Raw genomic sequence first — 16451 nt, forward strand, 5'->3', positions numbered from 1 at the left:
AACGGCGCGTTGCTTGCATCAGAGGACGCGCGGTCAGTCGCATCTGATTTCCGGACTTCCGCCTCTACAGGGGACACGTTTTGAACCTCGATCTCTATTCCGACCGCGCCAAACAGGCCGTCCAGTCGGCCCAGTCTCTCGCCCTCGCGCGCCGTCACCAGCAGTTCGCCCCCGAGCATCTGCTGAAGGTGCTGCTGGAGGAGCGCGACGGTCTCGCCCGCAATCTCATCACCGCCGCCGGCGGCGACGCCGCAAAGGCCGAAACCGCCACCGAAACCGCCCTGCAGAAGCGCGCCCAGGTCTCCGGCGGCTCGGGCCAGCTCTATCTGGACGGCGACACCGCCCGCGTCTTCGCCACCGCTGAAGAGTCGTCGAAGAAGGCCGGCGACGCCTTCGTCACCACCGAACGCCTGCTCTCTGCCATCGCCCGCGAAGGCGGGGTGGCCAGGGAAATCCTCAAATCGGTCGGCGCCACGTCAGAGAAACTCGACGCCGCCATCACCGATGTCCGCAAGGGCAAGACGGCCGACAGCGCCGCCGCCGAGGACGGCTATGACGCCCTCAAACGCTACGCCCGCGACCTGACCCAGGCGGCCCGCGACCAGAAGATCGATCCGGTCATCGGCCGCGACGAGGAGATCCGCCGCACCATTCAGGTCCTCGCCCGGCGCACCAAGAACAACCCCGTTCTGATCGGCGAACCCGGCGTCGGCAAGACCGCCATCGTCGAGGGTCTGGCCCTGCGCATCGTCAACGGCGACGTGCCCGAATCCCTGCGCGACAAGAAGGTCATGTCGCTGGACATGGGCGCCCTGATCGCCGGGGCGAAATACCGCGGCGAGTTCGAGGAACGACTCAAGGCCGTGCTCAACGAGACCTCGGCCGCCGAGGGCCAGATCATCCTCTTCATCGACGAGATGCACACCCTGGTCGGCGCCGGAAAGGGCGACGGGGCCATGGACGCCTCCAACCTGCTCAAGCCCGCCCTGGCGCGCGGCGAGCTGCACTGCGTCGGCGCCACCACCCTGGATGAATACCGCAAGCATGTCGAAAAGGACGCGGCCCTGGCCCGTCGCTTCCAGCCGGTCTTCGTCGCCGAGCCCTCGGTGGAGGACACCGTCTCCATCCTGCGCGGCCTCAAGGAGAAGTATGAGGTCCACCACGGGGTCCGCATCGCCGACGGCGCCATCGTCGCCGCCGCGACCCTGTCGAACCGCTACATCACCGACCGTTTCCTGCCCGACAAGGCCATCGACCTGATCGACGAGGCCGCCTCGCGCGTGCGCATGGCCGTCGATTCCAAGCCCGAGGCGCTCGATGAGATCGACCGCCGTCTGGTCCAGCTGAAGATCGAGCGCGAGGCCCTGAAGAAGGAGACCGACGCGGCCTCCAAACAGCGTCTGGAAACCCTTGAGGATGACATCTCCGACCTCGAGGTCGAGTCGGAAGACCTGACCCGCCGCTGGAAGGCCGAGAAGGAGAAGGTCGGGCAAGGCGCCCAGCTTCGCGAAACCCTCGACCGCCTGCGCGCCGACCTGGCCCTCGCCCAGCGTCAGGGCGACCTCGGCCGCGCGTCCGAAATCGCCTACGGCCAGATCCCGCAGATCGAGAAGCAGCTCGCCGAGGCCGAGGCCAATGAGACCGACAAGTCCGGCCCCTTGACCCCCGAGGTCGTCGACGCCGAACAGATCGCCGCCGTCGTCTCCCGCTGGACCGGCGTCCCCGTCGACAAGATGCTGGAAGGCGAGCGCGAGAAGCTGCTCCAGATGGAGGACGCCCTGCGCGGCCGCGTGGTCGGTCAGGACGAGGCCCTGACCGCCGTCGCCGACGCCGTTCGCCGCGCCCGCGCCGGCCTCAACGATCCGCACCGGCCGCTGGGCAGCTTCCTCTTCCTCGGCCCCACCGGCGTCGGCAAGACCGAGCTGACCAAGGCCCTGGCCGCCTTCCTGTTCGACGACGACGCGGCCATCACCCGGCTCGACATGTCGGAGTACATGGAGAAGCACAGCGTCTCCCGCCTGATCGGCGCCCCTCCGGGATACGTCGGCTATGACGAGGGCGGCGCCCTGACCGAGGCCGTGCGCCGCCGACCCTATCAGGTCGTCCTGTTCGACGAGGTCGAAAAGGCCCACCCCGACGTCTTCAACGTGCTCCTGCAAGTTCTCGACGACGGCCGCCTGACGGACGGGCAAGGGAGAACCATCGACTTCCGCAACACCCTGATCATCATGACCTCCAACCTGGGGTCGGAGGCGCTCGCGGGTCAGCAGGAGGGCGACGACGTCGAAACCGTGCGCCCCTATGTCATGGAGTCCGTCCGCGCCCACTTCCGCCCGGAATTCCTCAACCGCATCGACGAGATCATCCTGTTCCGCCGCTTGGGCCGCGAACAGATGGGCGGCATCGTCCGCATCCAGCTGGCCCGCCTCGAAAAACTGATGGCCGATCGCCGCCTGACCCTCGCCCTCGACGACAGCGCCGCCGCCTGGCTCGCCGACAAGGGTTACGACCCGGTCTACGGCGCGCGTCCGCTGAAGCGGGTGATCCAGAAGGACTTGGTGGACCCGATGGCGAAGAAGCTGCTGGCCGGCGAGATCGCGGACGGGTCGGTGATCGCCGTGTCAGCCGGCGAAGGCGGGCTGGAGATCGGGAAGGCGCGCGTTCACTAGGCGCATCATAGACGTTAGGTCGCAGCACCTATGTCCTTCTTGAGCGATAAAATACTGACTGCCATCGGTGACGAACCGACATACTTCGCGATCAAGCTATCAATGTGAGGCTGAACAGCATTTCCAAAAGTGCGTGTAGCTCGTTCGATTGCGGGGCCGGTACCAATCCAGCCTCGTGATCCAGCTATGCCTGTAGCGGCTGTTGTCAAAACCGCTCCCCCCGCTGTTCCCGCGATAGCGGTTACTCCGCAGCCGAGGGCTGAGGCGCCCAAGCTCATGGATGCCGCAACCAGAGCAGTGTTGAGTTTTATCTGATTGTTTTTGTAAAATTCTACTACGGCGGCGAGGGCAATGTATCTCATAGATTTGGATAGTTTTGCGGCTTCTTGGTTCAGGTTTATTATTTCTTTGTCCAGTGACCCTTGCCACTTATTCGAATCTGATGGGTCTTCAATTTTTTGAATCAATGCCTGAATTCTGGGGCGAAAATCAGAGGCTAACTCAATATATTGTGAAAGTTCCAAGCCATCTGGGATTTGGATCCCTAATCCATCACCGATGGTTTTTTGAATCTTCACGGCATGCCTTTGAGTCTGATCTACCTGATCACTATATCCAGTAGGAAGTTGCTGATAAGAGGTCCCAGATATAACTACAGGAGAATTGAATATGTTGGCAGATCTCATTTGGCTGAGAGTCCATCCCATTTCCATTATGGACAGAGCGCCTTCTGAATCTCTTCTAACTATCATTTCTTCTAGTTTGTCTAGAAGTTCAAAATCAGGTTCAATATAAGGATGAAGATTCATCATCAGTGTATTCAAGCTGCGTTCTGGGAATCCCTTCAATTTTTTCCTTAAGAGTTGAGCTTTAAGCGCTGTAGATCGTTCCTCTACGCAATGAGCGCAAACTCTCGCGTACCCTTCTCCTCCGGCAAAAAGACTCCGCAAGGCGAAATACTCTTGTCCGCCTACATGATTATGTGAATATGTTATGTCGACGAATTCATCATCGAAGCTTGAATAACTACTGCCAAGAACCGGGACAATTGATCCAGTTTCTACGAGTTTCTTGTAATCATTAATGTTATCGTTCCGAATGCAGTTCGGGCACACCATGACGTATATTCTGTCCGAATATGGAAGATAGGATTTCACCGCGTCTAAATTGAAAGAAGGAAGTACAATATTCTCGATATCTAAATCGTTATAAACTCTCTCAGATAAAACCAAATCACCGAAAGCATCGTCGTCTCCCGACTGAATACGGTTGAGCGCTTCTTTCACCCGGTCACGATTTCGGTTATCTAACTCGGTCTTATCCTCCAATGTCGCCCCCAGTGTTTTGCCCGCAGGATAGCGGGACTCGACAGTCCGACACATGGGTGTGGTTCGCAAGCATGGTCCGAAACCGAAAGCGACGGCCGTTGGTGAAAGGGGCCAATCAATTGCTAATTGGGCAGCTTACTTCTCCGCCCCCAATGCTGGCATGAAGCCTCGCCCGGCCCCGGCGAAGATCGTCGTGTGCTCGTGACATTCGAAGATTGCCCCAAGGGATCGGATGAGGGCGGATGGTTCAGTCGGCGTGAGCCGTCGCTCGATGTCAGACGCCAACCCCTCACTCTTTCGGCTGGCGCATCGCATCGCTACGCTCTGCGAGCCTCGCATCCCTCTCCCGCCGGGAGAGGGATGCGAGGTCCAACCGCGCAGTTGCGCACAATCCCCCTCCCCAATCCCAAGGATTTCCCGGGTTTTCGCGCTTCTGGCCCCAATCGAATAAGCACGCCCGAAACCGGCCGTATAATCTCTCCTGTCCCGTCGCGAGGGGAAGGCGTCCCGGGCCCGGGAGCCGGACGTGCGGCGGGGTCGATCGCGGGGTTGCCGGGGCATGGAGAGCCCCGGGTCCGGAGGGGGCCTCCCGGCGCCCTTCGCCTGTCGTGGGCTGAGCCTGTGGAACGGGGACGAACCGGGTGAACCTGAGGCGGCGGGACAATGGGACCCCCGCCGCTCCCGGCTGAAGAGCTTCCCTCCCCCAAGGCGCTTGCGAGAACCGATCGAGCGGAGCACGGGCGACCACGCCGAAACTCCACATTAGAGGCGGCGATCCGCGAGGGTCGGCGTCAACGGTACCCGGGCGAGATCGCCCGTGCTCCGCCGCTTCCCCCCACCCGCCGGGTTTCCCGGCGGGGAACGCAAACATGTCTTCAGCGCATGGGCGCGTGAGGATGAGAACGTGTGAGTCCTTCTCCCGGTGGGAGAAGGTGGCCCGGCGGAGCCGGGTCGGATGAGGGGTTGGCGGTCCAGTCGGCGTGAGCCGTCCCCCAATGCCAGACGCCAGCCCCTCACCCTTTCGCGCGAACCGATCGCTGCGCTCTCGGGCGCTCAAGCCCTCTCCCGCCGGGAGAGGGGAAGGTCGTTCTACGCCTTCCGCACGAACTCCGTGCGCAGCACCAGGCCGCGGACCTTTTCGACATTGGCCTCGATCTCGGCGGGGTCGTCGGTCAGGCGGATGTTCTTCACCAATGTGCCGCGCTTCAGCGTCACCCCGCCCGAGCCCTTCACCTTGAGGTCCTTGATCAGGGTCACGCTGTCGCCGTCGGCGAGCAGGTTGCCGTTGGAGTCTTTCGTCGGGGCGTCGGTCATGACGCGGAGGTAGCGCAACCGGGCGCGTCCGTCACGGGTCCTGCACGCTTGCCGGGTTGGGCAAATCGCCCGAGCCTGCGGCCTCATGACCTCTTCGGTGACCAGTGCGACGATGACCGCGGGCGCAGGCCTGAGCAGTACTGGCCTGCCGTCGATCTCAAGCCGCGACGAGCAGAAGATCCGCGCCGCCAGGGCCGCCGTGGAATCCATGACCGTCCGTCAGGACAAGGCCTCGGACGAACGCAAGGCCATCGCCAAGAAGAAGGCCGACGAACTCAAGGCCCGCATCCAGATGCTGAAGATGTCGATGCCGGCTAACCCCGAGGCCGTCGGCAAGCTGATCGCCCAGCTGGCCCGCGAACTGGGATCGATCGTGAAATCCTGGGGCGGCGCTAACACCGATGCCGCCGCGACCCCGGCTGCGGGCGCTGAGACAGTCTCGTCCGGAACGGAAGCGACCCCGGCGGAAGCCGTCGTCGTCTCCAATGAAGCCTGGACCGGACTGACGCCGCCCCCGACATGCCTTCTGCCGCCACGCCGAAAGACCCCTACCGCGCGGCCATGGCGGCCCAGGCGGCCAGCAGCGCAGAACAGGCCCGCAAGTCCGATGGCGTGCGTCAGGACTCCGAGTTCGCCGCTACGGTCAAACAGCTGCTGGCCGAGCTCAAGGCGATGAAGGCCAAGGCCGAGGCCGATGCGAAGGCTGCCGGGGATCCCAACACGCCCGAGGTCGCCGACGCCGACAAGGCCCTCGCTTCTGTCGACGCCGCCCTCGGCGACGCGGGCCTCTCGGGTGCGATGGTCTCGCTGGTCGTCTGAACCCTAGTCCGGCACGTTGGCGTCCAGCTCGTCCAGCCAGACCCGGGCATTGCCGTCCGACGGCGCCCGCCAGTCGCCGCGCGGGCTCAAGCTGCCGCCGGTGACGACCTTCGGCCCATTCGGCAGGGCCGAGCGTTTGAACTGGCTGGTCTGGAAGAAGCGGATCAGGAATTTCCTCAGCCACGCCTTGATCGTCGCCAGGTCGTATTCGACGCGGTCGGCCTCCGGATGATGCGCCGGCCAGTCGCCCTTCGACGCATCGCCCCAGGCCTGATGCGCCAGATAGGCCACCTTCGACGGCTTCAGCCCGAACCGGGTGATGTAGAACAGGAAGAAGTCGTTCAGCGCATACGGCCCCACCGTCGCCTCGGTCGACTGGATCTTGCCGTCGGCGCCCGCCGGCACCAGTTCGGGCGAGATCTCGGTGGCCAGAATGGCGTGCAGCACATCGCGCGCGCCACCGTCATGCTCCTTCTCCGCGACCCAGCGGATCAGGTGCCGGATCAGGGTCTTCGCCACCCCGCCGTTGACGTTGTAGTGGCTCATATGGTCCCCCACGCCATAGGTAGCCCAGCCCAGGGCCAGTTCCGACAGGTCGCCGGTGCCGAGCACGAAGCCGTTGTTCTGGTTGGCCAGACGGAACAGATAATCCGTTCTCAGACCCGCCTGCACATTCTCGAAGGTGATGTCATGCACCGGCTGACCGTCCGCGAACGGATGGCCGATGTCCTTCAGCATCTGTTCGGCGGCCGGGCGGATGTCGAGCTCGGCGCCGGTGACGCCCAGAGAATTCATCAGTGTCCAGGCGTTGGATTTCGTCCCCTCCGAGGTCGCGAAGCCCGGCATGGTGTACGCAAGGATATCCGTACGCGGCATCTCCAGCCGATCGAAGGCGCGGCAGGCGACCAGCAGGGCCTGGGTCGAGTCCAGCCCGCCCGAAACCCCGATGACGATCTTCTTCGAGCCGGTGGATTTCAGGCGCCGCATCAGCCCCTGCACCTGGATGTTGAAGGCCTCGAAACAGTCCTGATCCAGCCGGGCCGCGTCGTCCGGCACGAAGGGGAAGCGGTCGAGCGGGCGGCGCAGGGGGCCTTCCGCCGCGCCCCTGCCCTGTTCGCGGATCGGCACATCGACATAGTCGCCCGGCTTGATCTCGCGGCGGGCGCAGTCGGCGAAGGTGCCGGTCCGGAGCCGCTCCTGGGCGATCCGGTCCACGTCGATGTCGGCGATGGTCAGATGGCTGTCCATGGCGAAGCGTTCGCCCTCGGCCAGCTTCGCGCCCAGTTCGTGGATCGTCGCCTGACCGTCCCAGGCCAGGTCGGTGGTGCTCTCGCCCCAGCCCGAGGCGGTGAAGACATAGGCCGCCAGGGCCCGCGCCGACTGGCTCGAGCTCAGCATCGCCCGGTCGTCGGACTTGCCGATGACGACGTTGGAGGCCGAGAGGTTGAGCAGGATCTTCGCCCCCGCCAGGGCCTGCCGCGTCGAGGGCGGCAGCGGCGCCCAGTAGTCCTCGCAGATCTCGACCCCGAAGGTGACCTCGGGCCGGTCTTCGATACTGAAGATCAGATGCGCTCCGAACGCGGCCTGCTGACCCGCGAACGGGACGCCGCCGCTGGGGGCGAGTTCGGGCGAGGCCGGGGAGAACCAGCGCTTTTCGTAATACTCCCGGTAATTGGGCAGATAGGTCTTGGGAACCACGCCCCAGAGCCAGCCGTCGGCGATGACGATGGCGCAGTTGTACAGCCGCCCCTCGTGCCGGACCGGCGCCCCGACCACGGCCGTGATCTTCAGGTCCTTGATCGTCTCGGCGATGCGACCGACTTCCGTCTCAACCGCCTCCAGCAGTGCCGCCTGCATATGCAGATCGTCGATGGCGTAGGCGCTCAGGGACAGCTCGGGGAAGACGATCAGATCGACGCCCTGATCGGCCGCCTGACGGATCAGGGCGATATGCTCGTCGGCATTCGATTTCGGATCGGCGATGTGCACGACCGGGGTCGCGGCGGCGACGCGGACGAAGCCGTGGGTGGCGGGCGATTGAAAAGCGTGGGTCACGGCCAGGGCGCGGTCCTTCGGGGGTCTTATGCTCATATAGAGCCAAAGTCCCGGCTCCGCCAACTGCGGCTATGTTAGTCCGTGACCTGAGGAGGCGGGACCGCTAAAGCCGTAGCTATGAACGATACGCCGAAAAAGGGCTGGTTCCAGCGTCTCTCCGACGGTCTGGCCCGATCCTCCAAACAGATCACCGAGACCGTCGTCGGCGGCCTGGTCAAGGAGCCGCTCGATCAGGCGGCGCTGGACCGGCTGGAGGAGCATCTGCTGGAGAGCGATCTGGGCCCGGCCGCGACCGACAGGATCGTCGCCCGCTTCCGCGATCTGCGCTTCGGCAAGGTGTCGGACGAGCGCGAGGTCAAGGAGGCTCTGGCCGAAGCCGTCGCCGCTGAGTTGCTGCCGCGTCAAGCGACCTTCGATCCGCTGGCGGAAGGCATCAAGCCGTATGTCGTCCTGTTCGTGGGCGTGAACGGATCGGGCAAGACCACGACCCTCGGCAAGATCGCCGCCGACCTGACGGCCAAGGGGGCGAAGGTCATGATCGTCGCCGGCGACACCTTCCGCGCCGCGGCCCGCGAACAGCTCAAGGTCTGGGCGGAGCGCTCGGGCGCCGATTTCGAGAGCCGCCGCGACGGCGCCGATCCGGCCGGCCTCGCCTTCGACGCCTACACCAAGGCCCGGGCCGAGAACTATGACGTCGTCCTGATCGACACGGCCGGCCGGCTGCAGAACAAGTCCGCACTGATGGACGAACTGCTCAAGATCGTTCGGGTGCTGAAGAAGATCGATCCGGACGCCCCGCATGAGACCCTGCTGGTGCTGGACGCGACCGTCGGCCGCAACGCCCTGGCCCAGGAACAGATTTTCGGCCGGGCCGCTTATGTCTCGGGCATCGTCATGACCAAGCTGGATGGCACGGCGCGCGGCGGAGTCCTTGTGCCGGTGGCCCAGGCGTCCGACGCCCCCTTGAAGCTGATCGGCGTCGGCGAGGGGATCGAGGATCTGCAACCCTTCGACGCCCGCGCCTTTTCCCGCTCGCTGGTCGGGCTCGAGGACTGAGAATGACCGGCCAGACCGTGCCCGAAGCCAAACGTCCGCAGTGGATCCGTCAGGCCGTCGACTTCGGCGCCCTGCTCTGTTTCGCCGCCGCCTATTTCATCACCCGCGACATGATCAAGGCGACCTGGGTGCTGGTCGTCGCCTCGGCCATCGCCCTGGCCGTCGGCTATCTCGTCGAGAAGCGGTTCGCCCCCCTTCCGCTGATCACCGGCGCCTTCGCCCTGGTCTTCGGCGGGCTGACGATCTTTTTCCACGACGAGAGCATCATCAAGATCAAGCTGACGGTGCAGAACGCCATGCTGGCGATCGTGCTGCTGGGCTCGCTGCCGCTCAACAAATCGCCCTTCAAATATCTGCTGGGCGAGGCGATCCATGTGACGGATCAGGCCTGGCGGGTCCTGACCCTGCGCTACGGCCTGTATTTCGCGACTATCGCCATCGCCAACGAGATCGTCTGGCGCACCCAGCCGGACGCCATCTGGGTCCAGTTCCGCGTCGGCCTGTGGATCCTGGCCTGCGTCTTCGGCCTGATCCAAATTCCCTACATCATGAAGCATATGATCAAGGACGAGGAACCGGGCCCGACCTCGCCGGATACGGGGCTTTGACCAAACCGGAGGCCCGTTTGGCGCTCAAGCAGCAAGCGACCGCGTCGCGAGCGATAGCGCCGGCGCGAAGCGCCAACGCCGGAATGTCGTCAAACCGTAAAGCCACGCTGATAACCCTCCGTCCACGGTAGAGGCGTCAAACCGTCTCGCGCCTCTTGGGGAAGTTCGACCATGGTCAAGTCAGGCAAGTCGTCCAAACGTCTGGGAACGCTGGCGGAGTCGCCCAGCCACCTGATGCACCGTGTGCTGCAGCTGGCGCTCGACATCTATTCCGAGGAGGCTGGCGCCGATGGTCCGACCCAGCGCCAGTTCGCGGTCATGGAGGCGGTGGCGGCGAAATCGGGTCTGACCCAGACGGATCTTGTCCGGGCCACCGGCATCGACCGTTCGACCCTCGCCGATCTGGTTTCGCGCATGACCACCAAGGGGCTGCTGGAGCGCGAACGGTCGGCCGTCGACGCCCGCGCCAAGGCGGTGCGTCTGTCGCAAGAGGGCCAGGCCCTGCTGGAAACCGCCCGACCCAGGGTCGAGGCCGCCGACAAGCGGATCATGGCCCTGCTGCCCAAGGGCAAGCGCGACGGCTTCCTGGAGCTGCTGGCCGATCTGGCCAATGCCGCGGACGAGGCCCCCGATCTGGCCAAGGCCGAGGCCAAGGCGCTCAAGAAGGCGGCCAAGGAAGCCAAGCGCGCCGAGAAGCTGGCCCGCAAGGCGGCTGAGGGCGGGGCCAAGAAGACGCCCAAGATCAAGAAGGCCAAGCCGGTCCTCGAACCGGCCGAGTGACCTTTTCCTAGACCTTGATGTCGAGCAGGCTGCCCGGGCGCAGCGACCGTCCGCTCGCGGACGAGGTCGGCTCGGTGGTCTGGGGTTGGACCGGGGTCGTGCGCACCGGCGTCGTCTGGACCTGCGTCGCCTGAACCTCGCCGAGGGCCGCGCGGAAGAAGGCGGCCTGGGCCTGACGCACCGATGACGGCGCCGAGGTCGGCTGGACGGCGGGCAGGTCGGGGCGAATCGCGCTCATGCCGACAGGGTTAACGAAATCTCTCGAAAAAAGGTTAACGCGATTAACCTCTTCTGTGGGCGCTATCGCTTGCCGCGCTGCGGCTCGCTACTTGAGCGCCGCGACCAGCCGTTCGACGTCGGCGTCATTGGTCAGGGGGCCTGACGATTTGGCGACGATCCTGCCGGTCCGGTCGACGGCGAAGCTTTCGGGTACGCCCGAGATGCCGAGGTCGAGCCCCGCCCGACCTTCGTGATCGACGAGGACCATGTCGAACGGGTTGCCGAGGTCCTCCAGCATCTTCGCCGTGGCCTCGGGCTCGTCCTTGTAGGCGACGCCGATGATGCGCACGCCCCGGGCCTTGAGCGCCATCAGCTTCGGATGTTCGACGCGGCAGGGCGCGCACCAGCTGGCGAACATATTGACGATGACCGGCTGGCCCATGGCCACGGTTTTCACGTCCACGTTGGACGGTCCGGCGACCGAACCGACCAGCACCGGCAGGACGCGTTCGGGCGCCGGCTGACCCACGGCGGCGTCGGGCTTGTAGGTCGGGTCGTGCCTCAGCGACCAGCCGACGAACAGCAAGGCAAGTGCGGCCAGTACGACGAGCGGGATCACCGCCAGCCAGCGCATCATGGGCGGTCATCCTCAAGGCTCTTGAGTTCTCGCTTCCAGCGCCGCGAGGCGATCACGGCGCGGGCGACGAGGCCGGCCAGCACCAGGGCGCTGATCCCCCAGGCGGGCCAGACGAAGGCGGCATAAGGGGTCATGTCGAGGTCGAGCATGGCGTCAGGCCTCCAGGGCGGCGCGGGCGCGCAGCGACATCACACGGCGGCGCACGATCTCTGTACGGATCGCCGTCAGCCAGACGGCCAGGAACAGGGCCGCATAGGCCGCCATCATGGTCAGCAGCGGCCAGAGGAAGACCGGCGCCAGACTGGAGCCTCCGGCGCGCAACAGGGAGGCGGGCTGATGCAGGGTGTTCCACCAGTCCACGGAGAATTTCACGATCGGCAGGTTGATCAACCCGACCAGACCCAGGACGGCGGCGGCGCGGGCGGCCTTGGTCTCATCGTCGATGGCCGAGCGCAGGGCCATATAGCCGAGGTAGAAGAGGAACAGCACCAGCACGCTCGTCAGCCGCGCGTCCCACACCCACCAGGTCCCCCACATCGGCTGGCCCCAGAGGGAGCCGGTGATCAGGGCCAGGGCCGTGAAGGCGGCTCCGGGCAGGGCGGCGGCGCGGGCGGCGGCGTCGGCCAGCGGATGGCGGAAGACCAGGGCGAAGAAGCTCGAAATCCCCAGCGCCGCATAGACCATAGTGCCCAGCGAGGCGGCGGGCACATGGACGAACATGATGCGGACGGTGTCGCCCTGCTGGTAGTCGCCGGGCGCGGTGAACGACAGCCAGATCCCCGCCGCCAGCAGCACGGCCGCCACGCCCCACAGCCAGGGGGTCAGGGGACCGGTGAAGCGCATGAAGCGCTCGGGATTGGCGAGGCCGAACATCGTGCGGGGATTACGCGGGGCCGGGTCAGGCGGCAAGAGCCCTCCACCACCCGCAAGAGGCGGGCGGTCCCCCTCCCCATGTCATGGGGAGGATATGAAAACGGGGCCGGTGGTTTCCCACCGGCCCCGCGAATTCAGTCGAACAGTCGATAAAGACTATTCGGCGGCCTTCAGTTGACCGGCCGATTCCTTGCCGGTGCGACGGTCGCGTTCGACTTCGTAGGAAATCTTCTGGCCTTCGTTCAGGCCGTTCAGGCCAGCGCCTTCAACAGCCGAGACGTGGACGAAGACGTCCTTGCCGCCGTCCGAAGGCTCGATGAAGCCGTAACCCTTGGTGGAGTTGTACCATTTGACAGTGCCGGTAGCCATTTTCAGGACCTCCGCTAGCGATTGGCCACGTGCAACAGCGCGCGTGACCTGTCGGTTCTGAATGGGAAAGGCCTGGAAACTCGGTGCGTTCGCAAAGAGAGGGGCGTTACGCAGAGAGATCGACGGGCTGGCTTATGCGCCTGAATGGGCGCCGAAACAAGGCGTTGAATTTCTGACACTGTCCAGAGCGTCGGCTCAGGCCGCGTCCTCGTCCTCTGTGGCGGCGGGCACTGGCGTGTCGTCGCCTTCCGGGGCGATATAATGCGCTACGCAAAGCTTGCGCAGAGCCGAGGTCAGCGAGCCGCCGTACAGCCGGTCCTGAACCCGCTCATGGCCCTCGGCCTGCAGCTTCGCCTTGATGTCCCCGACGGTGCGGCAGGCGCCGCTTCGGGCCAATTCGTACGCACGTTCCAGGGTAGTCGGTCTGAAGGTCATGGATCACAGATAGGCGCAAGCGCGGCGATATGCGAGGGCATCCCGTCTGTATCCGCCGTCGGACACGCGCTTACCGCCCTTGATCCCGCCCGGAACGGGGCACAGGCTGAGCCGTTCGTTTCCCGTCTCACCGGAGCTCGACCATGCGATTGCCCCTTGCCACCCTGATCGTCGGCCTGACCGCCGCCGCTCTGTCCGCCTGCGCGAGCAACGGCCCGCCGGAGGGAAACTATTCCACCCGCGAGCAGAAGCTGGCCGACGACTGCGAGGCGCGCGGCGGCATCCTGGCCCCCACCGGCGCCCAGACGGGTCGGCCGGAGACGGACAATATCTGCAAGATCACCGGCGGCGCTTCCCGGCTGACTCCGCGGAACTGATCGAACCGGGCGCCGCGATCCGGCCCCCCGGGCTTCAGGCCTTCAGTGTCAGACCGTTTTCCGTCGCCAGGGCGTCCAGCTTGACCATCGGGCGCGGGCCCCAGTGGGCGATGACCTCGGAAGCGGCCAGTGAGCCGAGCTTGCCGGCGTCCGCCAGCGACAGGCCGCGCGCCAGACCCAGAAGGAAGCCGGCGGCGTACTGGTCCCCGGCGCCGGTGGTGTCGACCACCTTGTCGACCGGGAAGGCGGCGACGGCGACGCGGTCTTCGCCCCTGATGATCACCGAGCCGTCGGCGCCGCGCGTCACGGCGGCGACTTCGACCATGGCGGCCAGTTTCGTAGCGGCGGCGTCGAAATCTTCGGTTTCGAACAGGGCGCCCAGTTCGCCTTCATTGGCCAGGACGATGTCGGCCGAGGCCGCGATGAAGCTCAGCAGCTCGGCGCGCCAGCGGGCGACGACGAAGGTGTCCGAGAGGGTGATGGCGACCTTGCGGCCCGCCTTGTGGGCGGCGGCGGCGGCGGCCTCAAAGGCGGCGCGGGCCGGAGCCGGGTCGAACAGATAGCCTTCCAGATAGACGATGGCGCTGTCGGCGATCAGGGCTTCGTCGATGTCGGCGACCTCCAGCTGGTTAGCGGCGCCCAGGAAGGTGCACATGGTGCGCTGGCCGTCGGGCGTGACGTTGATCAGGCAGCGGCCCGTCCCGGCGCCGCCTTCCAGCGGCGCGGTGTCGAAATGCACGCCCGAGGCGCGGATGTCGTGGGTGAAGACGCCGCCCAAGGTGTCGGGCGCGACCTTGCCGATATAGGCCGCCTTGCCGCCGAAGGAGCCGACGCCGGCGACGGTGTTGCCCGCCGAACCGCCCGAGGCCTCGACCCCCGCCGCCATGGCGTCATACAGAGCCGCGCTCTGATCCTCGTCAACCAGCTGCATCGAGCCGGGCGTCAGGGATTGGGCGACCAGGAAGGCGTCGTCACAGGGGCTCAGCACGTCGACGATGGCGTTTCCGACGGCGCAGACATCATATTGGGCTTGGGTCATGTTTGCCCCTTAGCCGACGCCGCGAAGGGTGTCATGCGAAACATATAAGGACATGCTTATGCGTTTCCCGGGCGGATCGCCTCGGCTATAGCCACCTCCATGACCACCATCGCCATCCTGACCCCCGATCCCGCCGACTCCTCCTATCGCGGCCAGTGGCCCCAGGTGCTGGCGCGGCTGGAAGGCGCCCTTGCCGGGGCCGACATCGTCGCCGTGCCAGAGAGCTGGGTCGACCATGTGGAAGAGGCGGGCGGCCTGACGCGGTTCCCGCTGGTGCTGCCGGTGCTGCTCTGGGGCTATCACCGCGACCATGCGCGCTTCATGCAGGCGGTGAAGACCTGGACGGAGGCAGGCGTGCCCCTGGCCAACCCCGCCTCGGTGCTGGGCTGGAACTCCGACAAGTCCTATCTGGCCCGGCTGGAGGCGAAGGGCGTGCCGATCCCGCCGACGCGCTTCACGGACCGGGTCACCGAGGCCGATGTCGAGGCGGCGTTTGCGGCCTTCGGCGCCGAGGAACTGGTGATCAAGCCGACTGTCTCGGGCGGGGCGTGGAAGACCCTGCGGCTCAAGCGCGGCGAGGCCCTGGCCGATGCGCCCGAGGGCGCCGCGATGATCCAGCCCTATCTGCCCGCCATCGCCAGCGAGGGCGAAACCAGCCTGCTCTTCTTCGGCGGGACGTTCAGCCATGCGGTCAACAAGACCCCCGTCCCCGGCGACTTCCGCATCCAGGTCCAGTTCGGCGGGACCTATGTCTCCGTCGAGCCGCCCGCCGAGGCCATGGCCTTGGCCCAACAGGTGCTGGCCGCCATCGACGAGCCGCTGCTCTACGCCCGCATCGACATGACCCGCGACGGGGAGGGCCGCTGGGTCCTGATGGAGGCCGAACTGATCGAGCCCGACTTCTATCTCAAGAACGACCCGAGGGCGGGCGCCGGCTTCGCCGAGGCGGTCCGGGCGCGGCTGGAGCGCTAGCGCGCCTCCCCCATCGCCACCAGTCCGGCGCGTGAGGGGCACAGATCCGAGATGATGCAGCCGAGGCAGTTCGGCTTCCTCGCCGTGCAGGTGTATCGGCCGTGCAGGATCAGCCAGTGGTGGGCCTTGGGCAGGAAGGCCTCGGGCACGACGCGAAACAGCTGGGCCTCGACCTTGTCGGGCGTGCCGGCATTGGCCAGACCCAGCCGGTGCGAGACGCGGAAGACGTGGGTGTCGACGGCGATGGCGGCCTCGATGCCGAGTTCGTTCAGGACGACGCTGGCCGTCTTTCGCCCGACGCCGGGCAGGGCCTGCAGGGCTTCCCGGGTCAGGGGGACCTCGCCGCCGTGCTGCTCCATCACGATCCGGCTGAGGGCGATGACGTTCTTCGCCTTGCCGCGATAGAGGCCGATCGAGGCGATGTAGGGGACCAGTCCCTCCTCGCCGAGCGCCAGCATTTTCGCCGGGGTGTCGGCGGCCGCGAACAGCCTGTCGGTGGCCTTGTTGACCGAGACGTCGGTCGCCTGGGCCGACAGGGCGACGGCGACGACCAGCGTATAGGGGTTGGAGAAATTCAGCTCGGTCTTCGGCTCGGGCATGACCCGGGAAAGGCGTTCGAAGATTTCCTCGACCCGATCCTCGTCCGGCGGCCAGGCCAGGGTCGGGATAGCGGCGCCGGTCATGATCGCCGGGCGTTTGGGGGCGGGCTTGGCGCCTGATCTGGCCTTGGACTTGATCTTCAGCGCTGATTTCACGGCCTTCGCCAAAACCCAAACTCCGTCATCCTCGGGCTTGTCCCGAGGACCCATCTTTCAACGCACGGATCGTGTGAGTTCGACACCCGACCTGCCCGTCACTGTCCTGATCGTGTCCGCCATGGGTCCTCGGGACAAGGCCGAGG

19 protein-coding genes are annotated in these 16451 nt (G+C 65.6%); 7 read left to right on the forward strand and 12 right to left on the reverse strand.

Annotated elements, in window-relative coordinates:
• Positions 1-80 precede the first annotated feature (80 nt).
• Positions 81-2669 (forward strand): ATP-dependent chaperone ClpB, encoded by a 2589-nt coding sequence (gene clpB, locus IFJ75_RS17425; RefSeq protein ID WP_207869875.1) that lies wholly within the window; start codon positions 81-83, stop codon positions 2667-2669.
• A 14-nt stretch (positions 2670-2683) separates the two neighbouring features.
• Here clpB and IFJ75_RS17430 read toward each other — a convergent pair whose 3' ends face one another.
• The 3 genes from IFJ75_RS17430 to IFJ75_RS17440 form a co-directional block, all read right to left on the reverse strand.
• Positions 2684-3955, reverse strand: coding sequence for a hypothetical protein (locus IFJ75_RS17430; RefSeq protein WP_207869877.1), 1272 nt, complete (start codon positions 3953-3955; stop codon positions 2684-2686).
• A 1131-nt stretch (positions 3956-5086) separates the two neighbouring features.
• Positions 5087-5311: an alkylphosphonate utilization protein gene (locus IFJ75_RS17435; RefSeq protein WP_207932666.1), complete on the reverse strand. Its 225-nt coding sequence runs from the start codon at positions 5309-5311 to the stop codon at positions 5087-5089.
• Between the two features lie 219 nt (positions 5312-5530).
• Entirely contained in the window at positions 5531-5797 is a 267-nt protein-coding gene (locus IFJ75_RS17440) for a hypothetical protein (protein ID WP_207869879.1), read from the reverse strand.
• Between the two features lie 33 nt (positions 5798-5830).
• Here IFJ75_RS17440 and IFJ75_RS17445 point away from each other — a divergent pair, with 33 nt between their 5' ends.
• Positions 5831-6130 (forward strand): hypothetical protein, encoded by a 300-nt coding sequence (locus IFJ75_RS17445; protein WP_207869881.1) that lies wholly within the window; start codon positions 5831-5833, stop codon positions 6128-6130.
• A 3-nt stretch (positions 6131-6133) separates the two neighbouring features.
• On the opposite strand, the gene IFJ75_RS17450 is transcribed toward IFJ75_RS17445, so the two are convergent.
• Complete coding sequence (locus IFJ75_RS17450) at positions 6134-8221, reverse strand: NAD(+) synthase (RefSeq protein WP_207869886.1); 2088 nt, start codon at positions 8219-8221, stop codon at positions 6134-6136.
• Between the two features lie 81 nt (positions 8222-8302).
• Between IFJ75_RS17450 and ftsY the strand changes: the two genes are divergently transcribed.
• The 3 genes from ftsY (at position 8303) to IFJ75_RS17465 (ending at position 10629) form a co-directional block, all read left to right on the forward strand.
• Positions 8303-9241, forward strand: a complete 939-nt coding sequence (gene ftsY / locus IFJ75_RS17455) for a signal recognition particle-docking protein FtsY (RefSeq protein WP_207869888.1) — start codon at positions 8303-8305, stop codon at positions 9239-9241.
• A gap of 2 nt (positions 9242-9243) precedes the next feature.
• The gene (locus IFJ75_RS17460) at positions 9244-9849 is read left to right on the forward strand and encodes an inner membrane-spanning protein YciB (protein WP_207869890.1); all 606 of its coding nucleotides are present in this window, start codon (positions 9244-9246) and stop codon (positions 9847-9849) included.
• Between the two features lie 171 nt (positions 9850-10020).
• Positions 10021-10629 (forward strand): MarR family winged helix-turn-helix transcriptional regulator, encoded by a 609-nt coding sequence (locus IFJ75_RS17465; RefSeq protein WP_207869892.1) that lies wholly within the window; start codon positions 10021-10023, stop codon positions 10627-10629.
• A gap of 7 nt (positions 10630-10636) precedes the next feature.
• Here the strand turns inward: IFJ75_RS17465 and IFJ75_RS17470 are convergent, their stop codons facing one another.
• The 6 genes from IFJ75_RS17470 to IFJ75_RS17495 form a co-directional block, all read right to left on the reverse strand.
• Positions 10637-10867, reverse strand: coding sequence for a hypothetical protein (locus tag IFJ75_RS17470; RefSeq protein ID WP_207869894.1), 231 nt, complete (start codon positions 10865-10867; stop codon positions 10637-10639).
• A gap of 87 nt (positions 10868-10954) precedes the next feature.
• Positions 10955-11485 (reverse strand): DsbE family thiol:disulfide interchange protein, encoded by a 531-nt coding sequence (locus tag IFJ75_RS17475; RefSeq protein WP_207869896.1) that lies wholly within the window; start codon positions 11483-11485, stop codon positions 10955-10957.
• A complete protein-coding gene (gene ccmD / locus IFJ75_RS17480; protein ID WP_207869898.1) occupies positions 11482-11634 on the reverse strand; it encodes a heme exporter protein CcmD in 153 nt (50 codons plus the stop codon). Before ccmD ends, IFJ75_RS17475 begins: the two co-directional genes overlap by 4 nt.
• Before the next feature lie 4 nt (positions 11635-11638).
• Positions 11639-12358: a heme ABC transporter permease gene (locus tag IFJ75_RS17485; RefSeq protein WP_207932667.1), complete on the reverse strand. Its 720-nt coding sequence runs from the start codon at positions 12356-12358 to the stop codon at positions 11639-11641.
• A gap of 156 nt (positions 12359-12514) precedes the next feature.
• Positions 12515-12727 carry a cold-shock protein gene (locus IFJ75_RS17490; protein WP_131250401.1) on the reverse strand — a complete coding sequence of 71 codons (213 nt, stop codon included), beginning with the start codon at positions 12725-12727 and terminating at the stop codon, positions 12515-12517.
• A gap of 195 nt (positions 12728-12922) precedes the next feature.
• Positions 12923-13162 carry a hypothetical protein gene (locus IFJ75_RS17495; protein WP_207869900.1) on the reverse strand — a complete coding sequence of 80 codons (240 nt, stop codon included), beginning with the start codon at positions 13160-13162 and terminating at the stop codon, positions 12923-12925.
• A 143-nt stretch (positions 13163-13305) separates the two neighbouring features.
• Between IFJ75_RS17495 and IFJ75_RS17500 the strand changes: the two genes are divergently transcribed.
• Positions 13306-13539 (forward strand): hypothetical protein, encoded by a 234-nt coding sequence (locus IFJ75_RS17500; protein ID WP_207869902.1) that lies wholly within the window; start codon positions 13306-13308, stop codon positions 13537-13539.
• A 34-nt stretch (positions 13540-13573) separates the two neighbouring features.
• Here the strand turns inward: IFJ75_RS17500 and IFJ75_RS17505 are convergent, their stop codons facing one another.
• The gene (locus IFJ75_RS17505; RefSeq protein WP_207869904.1) at positions 13574-14578 is read right to left on the reverse strand and encodes an adenosine kinase; all 1005 of its coding nucleotides are present in this window, start codon (positions 14576-14578) and stop codon (positions 13574-13576) included.
• A 99-nt stretch (positions 14579-14677) separates the two neighbouring features.
• On the opposite strand from IFJ75_RS17505, the gene IFJ75_RS17510 reads away from it, so the two are divergent.
• Entirely contained in the window at positions 14678-15550 is an 873-nt protein-coding gene (locus IFJ75_RS17510; RefSeq protein ID WP_207869906.1) for an ATP-grasp domain-containing protein, read from the forward strand.
• Here IFJ75_RS17510 and nth read toward each other — a convergent pair.
• Positions 15547-16233 carry an endonuclease III gene (gene nth, locus IFJ75_RS17515; protein WP_207932668.1) on the reverse strand — a complete coding sequence of 229 codons (687 nt, stop codon included), beginning with the start codon at positions 16231-16233 and terminating at the stop codon, positions 15547-15549. The two genes, IFJ75_RS17510 and nth, sit on opposite strands and share 4 nt — an antisense overlap.
• Positions 16234-16451: the final 218 nt, after the last annotated feature.

Origin of the sequence: Brevundimonas goettingensis (assembly GCF_017487405.1) — a bacterium.
Classification (GTDB): domain Bacteria; phylum Pseudomonadota; class Alphaproteobacteria; order Caulobacterales; family Caulobacteraceae; genus Brevundimonas; species Brevundimonas goettingensis.